This is a genomic window from Caproiciproducens sp., from assembly GCF_053840905.1.
In genome coordinates this window covers 48,611-61,375 of the sequence record NZ_JBNLXQ010000009.1, presented here as the reverse complement: position 1 = coordinate 61,375, position 12,765 = coordinate 48,611, and the positions used below count along the sequence as shown (strand labels likewise).

General features: G+C 50.7%; 13 protein-coding genes. 10 read left to right on the top strand and 3 right to left on the bottom strand.

Features of this window, described 5'->3' with window-relative positions; genetic code table 11:
- Window positions 1-2: 2 nt before the first annotated feature.
- The gene (gene ligD, locus ACQGQ5_RS10615) at window positions 3-2,444 is read left to right on the top strand and encodes a DNA ligase D (RefSeq protein ID WP_455736475.1); all 2,442 of its coding nucleotides are present in this window, start codon (window positions 3-5) and stop codon (window positions 2,442-2,444) included.
- Between the two features lie 5 nt (window positions 2,445-2,449).
- Here ligD and ACQGQ5_RS10610 read toward each other — a convergent pair whose 3' ends face one another.
- Window positions 2,450-2,638 carry a hypothetical protein gene (locus ACQGQ5_RS10610; RefSeq protein ID WP_455736474.1) on the bottom strand — a complete coding sequence of 63 codons (189 nt, stop codon included), beginning with the start codon at window positions 2,636-2,638 and terminating at the stop codon, window positions 2,450-2,452.
- Between the two features lie 100 nt (window positions 2,639-2,738).
- On the opposite strand from ACQGQ5_RS10610, the gene ACQGQ5_RS10605 reads away from it, so the two are divergent.
- Together ACQGQ5_RS10605 and ACQGQ5_RS10600 are read left to right on the top strand one after the other, a co-directional pair.
- On the top strand, window positions 2,739-2,963 hold the full coding sequence (locus ACQGQ5_RS10605; protein ID WP_141827849.1) for a helix-turn-helix domain-containing protein: 225 nt from the start codon (window positions 2,739-2,741) through the stop codon (window positions 2,961-2,963).
- Window positions 2,964-3,251: 288 nt separating this feature from the next.
- On the top strand, window positions 3,252-3,521 hold the full coding sequence (locus tag ACQGQ5_RS10600) for an AbrB/MazE/SpoVT family DNA-binding domain-containing protein (RefSeq protein ID WP_455736473.1): 270 nt from the start codon (window positions 3,252-3,254) through the stop codon (window positions 3,519-3,521).
- Window positions 3,522-3,595: 74 nt separating this feature from the next.
- Here ACQGQ5_RS10600 and ACQGQ5_RS10595 read toward each other — a convergent pair whose 3' ends face one another.
- Window positions 3,596-4,105, bottom strand: a complete 510-nt coding sequence (locus tag ACQGQ5_RS10595) for a ferritin family protein (protein WP_455736472.1) — start codon at window positions 4,103-4,105, stop codon at window positions 3,596-3,598.
- A gap of 402 nt (window positions 4,106-4,507) precedes the next feature.
- Complete coding sequence (locus ACQGQ5_RS10590; RefSeq protein ID WP_455736471.1) at window positions 4,508-4,672, bottom strand: hypothetical protein; 165 nt, start codon at window positions 4,670-4,672, stop codon at window positions 4,508-4,510.
- A gap of 603 nt (window positions 4,673-5,275) precedes the next feature.
- Here ACQGQ5_RS10590 and ACQGQ5_RS10585 point away from each other — a divergent pair.
- From ACQGQ5_RS10585 to ACQGQ5_RS10555, 7 genes are all read left to right on the top strand, one after another.
- On the top strand, window positions 5,276-5,776 hold the full coding sequence (locus ACQGQ5_RS10585) for a hypothetical protein (protein ID WP_455736470.1): 501 nt from the start codon (window positions 5,276-5,278) through the stop codon (window positions 5,774-5,776).
- A gap of 102 nt (window positions 5,777-5,878) precedes the next feature.
- Complete coding sequence (locus ACQGQ5_RS10580; RefSeq protein WP_455736469.1) at window positions 5,879-6,139, top strand: kinase to dihydroxyacetone kinase; 261 nt, start codon at window positions 5,879-5,881, stop codon at window positions 6,137-6,139.
- Between the two features lie 295 nt (window positions 6,140-6,434).
- Window positions 6,435-9,257 (top strand): cation-translocating P-type ATPase, encoded by a 2,823-nt coding sequence (locus tag ACQGQ5_RS10575; RefSeq protein WP_455736557.1) that lies wholly within the window; start codon window positions 6,435-6,437, stop codon window positions 9,255-9,257.
- A 5-nt stretch (window positions 9,258-9,262) separates the two neighbouring features.
- On the top strand, window positions 9,263-9,913 hold the full coding sequence (locus ACQGQ5_RS10570) for a potassium channel family protein (RefSeq protein ID WP_455736468.1): 651 nt from the start codon (window positions 9,263-9,265) through the stop codon (window positions 9,911-9,913).
- Window positions 9,914-9,926: 13 nt separating this feature from the next.
- Window positions 9,927-10,586, top strand: a complete 660-nt coding sequence (locus ACQGQ5_RS10565) for a potassium channel family protein (RefSeq protein WP_455736467.1) — start codon at window positions 9,927-9,929, stop codon at window positions 10,584-10,586.
- Window positions 10,587-10,799: 213 nt separating this feature from the next.
- The gene (locus tag ACQGQ5_RS10560) at window positions 10,800-11,615 is read left to right on the top strand and encodes a Cof-type HAD-IIB family hydrolase (RefSeq protein WP_455736466.1); all 816 of its coding nucleotides are present in this window, start codon (window positions 10,800-10,802) and stop codon (window positions 11,613-11,615) included.
- Between the two features lie 283 nt (window positions 11,616-11,898).
- Window positions 11,899-12,690: an NYN domain-containing protein gene (locus tag ACQGQ5_RS10555; RefSeq protein ID WP_455736465.1), complete on the top strand. Its 792-nt coding sequence runs from the start codon at window positions 11,899-11,901 to the stop codon at window positions 12,688-12,690.
- The last annotated feature ends 75 nt before the right edge of the window (window positions 12,691-12,765 follow it).

The window sequence follows — 12,765 nt, the reverse complement described above, 5'->3', positions numbered from 1 at the left end:
TAATGACTGCAAAACTGGAAGAATACAATCGCAAAAGAAATTTTGAAAAAACCGAAGAACCGGAGGGCGAATCGGGAAATCCCGAAGAACGCCTGAAATTTGTTGTTCAGCATCACATTGCCCGCAGGGATCATTTCGATTTCCGCCTCGAATGGGACGGGGTACTTTTAAGCTGGGCGGTACCCAAGGGACCTTCCTATGATACCCGTGATAAGAGGCTTGCCGTACAGGTGGAAGACCATCCGCTGGAATACAGAAATTTTGAGGGGCTGATTCCCAAGGGCGAATACGGCGGAGGAGTCGTAATGCTCTGGGATGAAGGCTTCTGGGAACCCCAGACGGACGCAGTGGAAGGACTCCGTACGGGTGCGCTTAAGTTTGTCCTGAAAGGCAAAAGACTGAAGGGAAAATGGGCTTTGATCCGAATGAAAGCAAAAGCAGACGAGACCCGGAGCAATTGGCTTCTGCTCAAAGAAAGAGATGATTACAGCAAAACCGGCGATGGAATTTCCGGGTTTAACACAAGCATCCGGACCGGGCGCACCCTGGAGGAAATTGAAAAAGGCGAGGGCGAAAAATTCACCCATAATCCTTTTGAAAAGGCGGATGTACAGCTTGCCAGACTTGCCAGCACGGTTCCCGAAGGCGAGGATTGGCTTTACGAGGTAAAGTACGACGGCTACAGGATTCTGGCGTTTGTGGAAGGCAACAATGTTCGGCTGCAAACCCGCAGCGGCAACGATTATACGGACCGGTTTCCGGAAGTCGCCAATTCCCTTATCGATCTGGCCGCCGGAAGGGCAATGGTTCTGGACGGTGAAATGGCGGTCACGGACGCCCACGGCAGGACGGATTTTCAGGCCCTGCAAAACTATATGAAAGCTCCGAAAGGGAAAAACTGCGTCTATATCGTCTTTGACCTTCTGGCCCTGGATGGAGCGGACCTAAGGGGACAGCGCCTGATTGACAGAAAAGAAGCGCTTGGAACTCTTATGAAGAATTCACCGAAAAATCTCTATTATTGCCGGTATATCAAAGGAAATGGAAAGGAAAGCTTCGCGGCCGCCAGTCAGGCACATCTGGAAGGGATTGTAGGCAAAAAGGCCGGCTCCGTATACAGCGGGACCAGAAACGGTGACTGGATCAAGCTGAAATGTGAGAAAAGGCAGGAATTCGTCATTGGAGGATATACCCTGTCCGATAAAAAGACAAGCGGAGTGAGTTCGCTGCTCCTTGGTGTTTATGAAGGAAAAGAACTGGTCTATGCCGGGCGGGCCGGAACGGGTCTGAGCGCCAGCAGCGCGGCAGAGCTTGAGAATCGGTTCAAGAGTCTGAAAAGAGATTCGGCTCCTTTCAGCCGGGCGCCCCAGGAGAGAGCTCACGAAAAAATTATCTGGCTTGAACCCCGCTTGGCTGCGGAAATCAAGTTCGCGCAGTGGACCGAAGAAAATCTGCTGCGGCAGGCGAGCTTCAAGGGCCTGAGGACCGATAAAAACCCAAAGGATATCAAAAAGGAGGAAGCGGATGATGAGGCACAGCCTCAGGCGTCCGCCGAAAATGTGGAGAAACCCATGCAGGCAGCTGACAATGACCTGATCATAGAAGGCGTCAAAATCACCCACCCGGACAAGATCATGTTTCACGATCCTGAAATAAGCAAGGCGGATGTGATCCGGTATTATGAAAAAGCGGCGGCGCGCATGCTGCCCTATGTATCCCGCAGAATTTTAAGCATCGTGCGCTGTCCCAAGGGAATATCGCAGAGCTGTTTTTTTAAAAAGCATCCCGGTTCGGACAGTAAAGGGGTCGTTTCCGTATCGATTCCCACCAACGACGGGGAAACGGAAGATTATTTTTATATTGAGAACGTATCCGGACTGATATCCGAAGCACAGATGGGCACGCTGGAATTCCATACCTGGGGGAGTTGTGTGGACAGGCTTGAAAATCCCGACGTAATGGTATTCGATCTTGATCCGGACGAGGGAATGGACCTCGGCACGGTCCGACGGGGAGTAAAAGATATCAAAAGCATTCTTGCCGAGCTCTCGCTCAACGCGTATCTGAAGACCAGCGGCGGCAAAGGGTACCATGTGGTCGTCCCTTTTAAACCCGTTGTCTCGTGGGATGTGTTCCACGATTTTGCAAAACGCGTTGCCGAAGTGATGGAACAGAAGTGGCCCGACCGTTACACCAGCAATATCCGGAAGGAAAAACGGAAAAATAAAATCTTTATCGACTGGATCCGAAACGGCAGAGGCGCCACCAGTGTTTCACCCTATTCCATAAGAGCGAGAAAAGGGGCCAAAGTATCCATGCCGATCGCCTGGGATGAACTGGAAACAGTCGCCCCCGACGGCGTCAGTATGGAGGACGCGCTTCAGAGGATCTGCGGCAATGACCCCTGGAAAGATTTTTTTCAAAATAATCAGGTACTGAAATAAGCCAATCAGCCGCCGTTTTTTATATCCGACCCCACACCTTGATTGCTTTCTGATGGCGGCGGAATTACTTCGAACTCCGGCCGTGGAGAGGATATATAAAGCTCCTCGCATTCTCGTTGTGCCGTAATCAGGATGTTGACAGCCTGTTCGGAAGTCCGTAACATTTTTAAATACATTTCTTTGTAATCTGGCATAAAGATTCTCCTATTGCACTATATTAGTGCAATAATACCATAAATAACCGGTAAAATCAATACATAGTTGCACCTGAACAAGTGCAGTGAGGTATTGGGAATGAATTATCAGTATAGTAAAGCAGTTGGAAAAAATCTTAGCACTATCCGGCAGTTAAAAGGCTTAACACAGGAACAGTTATCTGCCCAACTGCAGGTTATCGGTTGTGATATTACCAGAAGTGCTTTGGCAAAAATTGAAGTAGGACAGCGTCATCTATATCCGGACGAGATAAAAGCGTTGAAAACAGTGCTTGAAATTCGGTATGAAGATTTGTTTGTTTAACGGGTACAGATGAGGAATATTTCTGCTTTGATTTGAATACGCGTCAATAAAGCAAAGGACATATAAAAAGGAAAGCACCTTCGGGGGGTGCTTTCCTTTTTTTGGTATGTAATGCCCCACAGACTTCGGCGGGAAAAAAATATAAAGAGCCGTCTTACCCGGCAGATTGGATTTTAAATAGCAGAACCCGTGTATTGTTTGCTATACTATAATGATAAAAAGGCCATGGCGGAAAATCAGGGATTTCCGTTTTCCATGGGATAGGGAAATTTAAGGGAGGAAAAATCTATGAGGGCAACAGGAATTGTCCGCAAAATTGATAACACGGGGCGTATCGTCGTTCCAAAAGAGCTTCGCGCAATCAACGGAATCGGTGACGGAGATCCGATCGAGTTTTATACGGATGACGAAGAAAATATTATCCTGCACAAATATGTGCCGTATGAGGATTGGACGAAAGAAGAGCTGCGCGAAGCGCTGTTCGCGGCCGCGAAGGATGCCGGAAGAAACCCGGAGGAATATCTCGACAAAGTGAGAAAGGAACCAAAAACGAAATGAACGCCGGATACTGCGGAAACCGCGGAACGAACAAAAAACGGCTCCTGCCGTAGAGCCGGAGCCGAATGGAACCGTTAGAAATGGTTTATTGCGGTCAGTATTTCAATGTGCCTTTCTTCATCGAGAATGATCCGTTTGAATAAATTCTGGATTTGGGTGTCTCCGATCTGCCGAATCATTCTTTGATAATGCGCAATGGCGTCTTTTTCCCCTTCGATGTCGGACTGAATAATCTGTGCAAAGGCATTGCGGTACGCGGGAAAACTCCCGTTCCAGTATCTTCCGGATAAGCATGATCGGAGCAGCGGGGCGGTTCCCAATTGGAATACGAGATTGCCCAGCAGTCTCCAATGAATCATTTCTACCTGTATGATCGCCCCGTAGGCCTCATACGCATTTGGAAAATCCTTTAAATACAGGCGATGTACCCCATATTGGGCGATGGCGGTCGTTTCGGACCCTTCCCCCGCATATCCGTCTGAAATGATCGACGCGTATCTGCGATTTTTTTCAGTAACAGTTACAACCGGGTATGGTTCGTCGACTCTGGCGGACAGATAGGCGCCGCTGGCATTGTCACTCATATTCTCACCTCACAGAATCATATGCGGAAATTCGGAGGCAGATTACTTTTGCGTTCAGAAGTGACCTTTCAAGCCGCTTTTTATGGAATATGGCACCCGCTGTCAGCGAGTGCCACGATCCGTTATTTACATCTGCGGCGGCAACAGCCGCGCCTGCAGCCACATCCCGCTAAAATCAGAAATGGTATCAGCCAACACATCTTTGGTTCCACCTTTCGATCTGAGTTGTTACATACTATGATTTTCAAACATGGCTTGTCAATATGTTGAACAGGAATGTAAAGAGTGAATATTTTCGGCATATCCCGTTGCCTGAATTTTTTCTCTCTGTCATCCTGCAATTACAGAACAATCCCCTGACGGCCGTCGTTGGCAGACAGGGGATTTATTTCCGCATCCTATTCAGCAGGTTCCGGATATTGACTGAATGAGGCGAAGAAGGTCCTCCAGTGAGCAGATTTCCTCTCCGCTGCCGGTGACTGCGTTTTGCACGTTGGTCGGCAGCGATAAGAAATACTGACTGATATCCTTATTCGATGCCAAAAGATCCTGTAAACCTTGAGCCATTAAAATCACCTCATAAATAGTTTGTGATCAGCGGGTTAAATTATGCGGGCCTTTCGGCAGAAAGTTGGATGATTTATCGGCTGTCCCCAATTTTTTAAAAATTATTCTTGAAAATTATTAAATATTTTGCTATAATATAATTAAAATTGGGCTTTTATAATAGGGGGAATAGGTTTGTGCATGGACCTATCATACAATAATTAGCTCAATTCACACTGGCGGCCCTCTCAGCTGTTTCCGGCTGGGAGGGCCTTCTTTTTTCCATTCGGACTTTTTATGCGTTTCGGGAACCGTTCATTGAAAACATGCTGCCATACTCCCTGAATGGCGGGTGCCTTCCTTCGGCTTACGCCGATCACATAAATTGAGCAATTCAGAATAGGAAACCGTTTTTGTGCTTATTAATGTATTGGGATCGATCATGACGGCTAAAAAGGAGTTGAACACGATCTGTTGATCGATTATAATAAAATCGAAGATTATGATTCCTGCTTCTATCGGCCGGCAGTCCATACAGCGGCTCGATTAGACAATGGAAAAGCGAGGAAAGGTTTCTCAGCGCATACGGGACCGGTATGAATATCACGACAGGGAGGAAACAGCTTGGGAGGATTGGGATTTTCTTATATCGGATTGATTTTTTTATGCTGCCTGTTTATTCCCAATATTTTTTATGGGTTAAACCTGCCGGTGGACTTTCGGGAAATAAAAGAAAACAGAATACTGCTGGTTTTCGAAAGGGCGGGGCAGGTCCTGACCACCACGCTGATATTGATTTTTGATGACCTCAATATACGGAAAATCGATTTCTGGACGATTTGGCTGGGTGCCGCCGGTTTTCTCATGCTTGTCTATCTGATGTGCTGGGGAAGGTATTTTACCGGTAAGCATGTGTCCGTGGATTTTTACAGGCCGTTTTTAGGAATCCCTTTGCCGCTGGCTGTTTTGCCGGTGGCCGCGGTGTTCTTTTTGTCCGTTTATGCGCGGGCGGTCTGGCTGGGCGCTGCCGCTGCCGTTCTGGGCGTCGGTCATATCGGCGTTACGGCACAGAACTGGAACGCCGTTAAAAAACAGAAGCGCCGGAATACGACCCCTTTTCGTTAAGCGGCGGCCGGAGGCTGGAAATTGATTCGGGGCGGATGCGGAAGGCCCGCTTTCACCCGAAGAAAGACGGGATAATATCCTAATATATAAGGAGGGTCATATATGGAAAAAATAGAATTTGTTTTTGACACGCAAATGCTGGTGGAAGGGGAGGGAATCCCTGCCGATGAGATCAGAGAGCATCTGGAACAAACGCCGCCCGGCGACAGCCTGTTGGTCGTCGGCGACGAGGAGCTGCTCCGGATACACTTTCACACGAACGAACCGTGGGAGGTAATGAAATACCTTTCACAGTTCGGCACGATTTATGACGTGGTAATTGAAAATATGCAGAAGCAGAGCGAAGTTTTCGGAAAACAGTGACCGGCTTGGACATCCTGATCCCGGCTGCACAGAACACGGCAAAAGCATGCTCGGCGGGAGGGCGGATTCTCCGTCGCGATACTTGCCGCGTTTTGTCGTTTTTCGCATATTAATATTGTATTAAGATTTGACTGGACAAATTGTAGATTGCTTCACAAAGGTTTATAATGATTCTCTATCAATGGGGAATACATATTTTATTAACAATTCCCTGTTCTCACTGTTCTTCACGTTTTTTCCCGCAAAGGAAATTTTTATTCTTACAGAAAGAAGGATTGGCAAACAATTGAGTACCATGGAGAATACATCGGGTGATAAAGAAATCATTTATAAACTCCCCGTAGATAAAGCCTATGAAGCACTGAAAACAACTCCCCGGGGACTGACACAGGCGCAGGCGCAGGAGAGACAAAAGGAACAGGGCAAAAACCTGATCAGTTCCCAAAAGAAAAAATCCGCCGTTCTTACTTTTTTGGGCAACTTCACCCATCTGATGGCAATTTTGCTGTGGGTGGCGGGTGCGGTGGCCTTTTTTGCGGGCATGCCCCAGCTGGGCGTGGCCGTCTGGCTGGTCAATGTCATCAACGGCGTGTTCAGCTTCTGGCAGGAAAGCCGTGCCGATAAGGCTACGGAAGCCCTGAAGAATATGCTGCCCTCGTATGTGCGGGTGATCCGGGACGGGGAAGAACAGAAAATTCTGGCCGAGGATTTGGTTACCGGCGATATTATGCTCCTGGAAGAAGGGGATAAAATATCCGCGGACGCCCGTCTGGTCGAATGCAACGACCTGCAGGTGGACCAGTCCACGCTGACGGGAGAATCAAACCCGGTCCGCAAACTCAAGGACGCCGTATTGAAGGACGACCTGACGCGGGCTGAAACGCCGAACCTCATCTTTGCGGGCACGAATGTTTCGGAGGGCAACGGAAAAGCCGTTGTGATGGGGATCGGCATGGGAACCGAGTTCGGTAAAATTGCAGACCTGACTCAGAACATGGAAAAAGAAGAAAGCCCTCTTCAAAAAGAGCTGAACCGCCTGACAAAGCAGATTTCCATCATCGCGATCCTGTTTGGCATCCTGTTTTTCCTGGCGTCATATTTCTTTGTAAACGAGCCCTTTGCCGCATCGTTTGTCTTTGCGCTGGGGATGATCGTCGCCTTTATTCCGGAAGGGCTGCTTCCCACCGTTACCCTGTCGCTTGCCATGGCCGTACAGCGCATGTCCAAGAGGAACGCTTTGGTGAAGAAGCTTTCGTCGGTGGAAACGCTGGGCAGCACTTCCGTTATCTGTACGGATAAAACCGGTACGCTTACGCAAAATGAAATGACGGTCAGCCATTTATGGCTGGCGGAAAAAGAATTTGACGTCACCGGCGTCGGCTACGAACCCAAAGGGGATATCCTTGAGGGTGGAAAAAAGGTCACCGCCAAAGGAAATCAGGACCTGAATCTGCTGCTGACGGGCGCGGCCCTGTGCAGCAATGCCCGTTTGCTGCCGCCGAACGAAGAATCGGCCCGCTACACGGTGCTGGGCGACCCGACGGAAGCCTGTCTGGGCGTGGTGGCGCAGAAGGCCGGGATCGACGTCCATAAACAGCTGGAACTGACCCCGCGTTTGAGGGAACTGCCCTTTGAATCGCGGCGTAAAAGAATGACGACGATCCATCAGCTGCAGAAAGCGATGGAGGGAACCGAACGCATCGCCTATGTGAAGGGCGCGCCGAAAGAGGTCATGAAGCTGAGCGAGTTTATCCGTGTGAACGGCCAGGTTCAGCCGATGACGGAAGAGATGCGCCAGAAGATCATGGAGGCAAACGACGGGTACGCCTATGAGGGCCTGCGCGTTCTGGCGGTCGCGTATCGTCTTCTGCATAAAGAGGACAACATCCCGAAAGCGATGAGCGCCTACACGCCCGAAACGATCGAGCAGAATCTGGTTTTTGTAGGGCTGGTGGTCATGGCCGATCCCCCGCGTCCGGAGGTCGCTGCCGCCGTCGAGGAATGCCACCGCGCCGGTATCCGTATCATTATGATTACCGGGGACTACGGCCTGACGGCCGAGAGCATTGCGAAACGCATCGGCATTGTGAAAAGCCCGAACCCGCGCGTTGTCTCGGGCCTGGAGCTGGAAGAGCTTTCGGATGACCGGTTAAGGGAATATCTGAAGGATGAAATCATCTTTGCCCGTGTGGCGCCGGAGCAGAAGCTCCGCGTTGTGTCCAATCTGCAGGCAATGGGCGAGATCGTCGCCGTAACGGGCGACGGCGTGAACGATTCCCCGGCGCTCAAAAAGGCCGATATCGGCGTAGCCATGGGCATTGCCGGTACGGATGTGGCCAAGGAAGCGGCGGATATGATTCTGACGGACGATAATTTCGCTTCGATTGTCCACGCTATTGAGGAAGGCCGCGCGGTTTACAGCAACATCCGCAAGTTCCTGCTTTATATTCTGAACTCCAACATGCCGGAGGCGGTTCCCTCCGCCATGTTCCTGTTTTCCCGCGGGGCCATTCCGCTGCCCCTGACGGTCATGCAGATCCTTACCATCGATTTGGGTACCGATATGCTGCCCGCGCTGGGCCTGGGAACGGAAAGACCGGAGGAGGGCATCATGGACCAGCCCCCGCGCAATCAAAAGGAATCTTTGTTAACCAAAAAGCTGGTCGTCAAGGCGTTTTTGTGGTATGGTTTATTAGCATCCATTGCTTCCACATTTTCTTACTTTTTTGTCAATCTGCAAAACGGGTGGCCCGCCGTGCCGCTTGCCGGCGGGGTGGATCCGGTCTATATCAAGGCGACTACCATGGCGCTCACCGGTATCGTCTTTTCCCAGATCGGGGGCGTATTTAACTGCCGTACGGAAAAACAGTCCGTTTTCCACGTCGGTCTGTTCAGCAACAAGCAGGTGAATTTCGGGATTATCTTCGAAATTGTGCTGATCGTTGCTTTGACTTACCTGCCCCCGCTGCAGTCCGTTTTCCACACGGCGTCGCTCAGTTTGCAGGATTTTCTGATTCTATGTGCCTGGCCTCCGCTGATTGTGGTGATTGAAGAAGTAAGAAAAGCGTTTCTGAGAAAGAAAACTGTCAGGCGTTACGAAAAAAGAACAGAGAGGTGAACGGCATGAAAGTGATCATAGTAGGTTTAGGAAGAATGGGGACGGGGCTGTCCCTCAATCTGATGAAAAAAGGACATCAGGTAACGGCGATCGATTCCAACCCGGACGCTTTTAAAAGTCTGGGCAAGGACTTCAGCGGAATCAAAGTGACCGGAATCGGCTTTGACCGGGACGTGCTGAAAAAAGCCAGGATCGATCAGGTGGACGCCGTGGTATCCTGTACGGCGAGCGATGAAGCCAACGTTGTGATCGCGCGGATCGCCAAAAATATTTACCGCGTCCCCCGTGTGGTCGCGCGCCTTTATGATTCGACCAAGGCTGATCTTTACCGCCGGATCGGGATCCAGACCATTTCCACAACGGCGTGGGGGATTGAAAGGGCGACGGAGCTTCTGACCTACCACCAGATGGACAGTGTGTATGAAATGGGGAACGGAAATGTGAATATCGTGCGCATTGAGGTCCCGCCCCTGTTGGTCGGCCATACGGTCCAGGAGATAACGGCGATCGGGGAAATCCACGTAACCGGCGTCAGCCGCTACAACAAGACGTTTATTCCAACGGCCGGTACGACTTTGGAAGCGGAGGACATTCTTTATATTACGGTGGCTGCCTCCGCTGCCCACAAATTGAAATCGATGCTGGGATTGGTATGAAAGGGGAATTGAAATGAAAGTCATCATTATAGGCGGCGGACAGGTCGGTTCTTATCTTGCCAATCTGCTGCTGTCCAACGGTCACGAAATACGGATCATCGAGCACCGCGAAAGTGTTTTTCACAAGCTGGAAAAAGAGCTGCCCGCGGAAACCCTGGTGTTCGGCAACGGATCGGACCCGGAAGTGCTGGAAAGCGTTGACATCGCTTCCGCAAACGTAGTCGCCGCCGTTACCGGCGCGGATGAAATCAATCTGGTCGTTTCCACTCTCGCCAAAATGGAATTCGGTGTGCCGAGAGTGGTGGCCAGAGTCAACAATCCTAAAAACGCATGGCTCTTCAACAGCGGCATGGGTGTGGATATCGGTGTGAATCAGGCGGAGCTGATGGCGCACTTTGTAGTGGAAGAGATGAACATGAAGGATATGTTCACGCTTCTGAAGCTCAGCCGCGGAGATTATTCGATTGTCCAGATGAAGGTTCAGCCGAATTCCAGGGCCGCCAATCAGCTTCTGAAAGATTTGTCCATCCCGAAGAAAACAGTGCTGATTGCGATTACGCGCGACAATTCCACCCTGATCCCCAAAGGAGATACCCAAATCCTGGAGGATGACGATATCCTGGCGCTGACCGACGACGCAAGCCGCGCAGAGCTGAAGGAAATCTTCAGCTGAGAAAGCAAAAGAAAAGGACCTGCACACGCGGGCCCTTTTCTTTTGCCTGGAAGCCGGGTACGGAAAGGCATAGTGCCCATCTGCCGGAGAAACGACGGCAGTCGGTGAAGGTTGCTTTTTACCATTTTCTTCTTTATAATACAAGTAGAAGCAGGAAAGGGACAAGTCCGCCTTTTGGAAAAAAGGAATTGATTTTGAAAGAGGGTTAATCATATGTCTGTCAAACTCATGGCGCTGGATGTAGACGGTACCCTGACCGATGAAGAGGGGAAAATCAGTCCGGAAAACGCCGACGCCGTAAAAGCGGCGGCAGCCGGGGGAATTCAGGTCGTTCTGGCCACGGGCCGGCCGCTGCAGGGAGTGAAGTCCGTCTGCTCGGAGCTGGGAATCACAGGCCCACTGATTCTCGTAAACGGCTCTTTGATTCTGTCGGGCGACGAGGTGTGGGCGGAAACCTGCCTGTCCGCCAAAGATCTGCAAACAGTCTATCAACAGGGCGCGGAAACCGGAAATATCACCGTAATGGCCTTTCAGCCGGATATTGTCCGGCTGTGGATTCCGGAAAATATGGATAAACAATGGATTTTCGATGTAATGGACTCTTTTCAGCTGTTCAAAAGGGCAGAGGTGCCCGCCTTTCAGGATTTGCCGCTGGAGAAGGTCAACAAGGTGATGCTCGTAGGCAGCGAACAGTCCATAGACAGAGCATTCCAGACCTGGCCTGAAGAAATTTCTCATCTGGCTACGGGCCGTTCCTATCCCTATGTGGGAGAAATCAACCCTCCCGAAGCGAACAAAGGCGCCGCGCTCTCTTATGTCTGTGAAAGACTGGGGATCCGGCCGGAGGAGGTTCTGGCCATGGGGGACGGAGAAACCGACCTGCCGATGCTGGAATTTGCCGGCTCCTCCGTGTTTATTCCCCGCGGGTGCAAGATCCCGGAAATGCCCGGCCGTTTTGCGGTCGTGCCAGAGGAAGAGTGCGACCGCGGCGTCGCGTGGGGGGCAGGCCGATATCTGTCCATACCGTAAGAAAACCCCGGATGCGGCCCGTACGCCCGGCTCTGTCCGGAGCACGGCAAGCATGTCCCGTGTGAAAGCCGCTTACCGTCAATCAGCAGCAGGCCGAGGACCTGTTCAGCCTTCTGGCCTTGACGGACCGGCTTCGCGCCGAATGGGGCGTCCATTATCCGCTTGAATAAATCGGATCGCCGTACCGTTTGATAATTTCTTCCATATGATTTATACTAAGTAACGAGATAAAAAAGAGGTTTGAATTTTTACTGACACATAAAAGAAAAGAGAGGTAATTTTAATGCCGCAGGACAACCGCTTTGCAGTACTGATTGATGCGGACAATGTATCGGAGAAATATATCAAATACATTTTGGATGAGATCTCCAATGACGGCGTTGCGACCTACAAAAGGATTTACGGCGACTGGACGAAGCCCGCGCTCGGCTCGTGGAAAAACGTGCTGCTGGAATTTTCGATTACTCCCATTCAGCAGTACGGCTATACCACCGGGAAGAACGCGACGGATTCCGCGATGATTATCGACGCGATGGACATCCTGTATTCCGGAAATGTGGAAGGGTTCTGCATCGTCTCCAGCGACAGCGACTTTACGCGCCTCGCGGTGCGGCTGCGCGAATCCGGTATGAACGTGGTCGGCATGGGGGAAAAGAAAACGCCCCCTCCGTTTATATCCGCCTGCAACAAGTTCCGCTATCTGGAGGTCCTGGCGCGTGAAACGGCGGCGTCCAACGAGCTGCCCGCGGAAGGGGAAGCGACGGAAACGGTTGCGCCGGAAATGATGCCTCTGGAAACGGTTAAAAGCGCCGTACGGACGATCGTCCAGGAAATATCCGACGACGACGGAAGGGCCTTCGTCGGTGAAATCGGGAACATGCTGGTTCGCCGCTACCCCGATTTTGACGTCAGAAATTACGGCTTTAAAAAGCTGACCCCGCTGCTCCAGTCGCTGAAAATCTTCGATATTTTTTCCGAACGGAACAGCGACGGCTATAACAGGCTGGTTTATATCAAAGAAAAAAGCGCTCCCGTACAGCAGAAAACAAACTCCAGAAAATCGCGTACCAAATAAATCTGAGGGTCCATGACAACGTCATGGGCCCTCAGTCAGTTTTACAGACAAAAGTTCTCTGCCTCCCTCACAGAG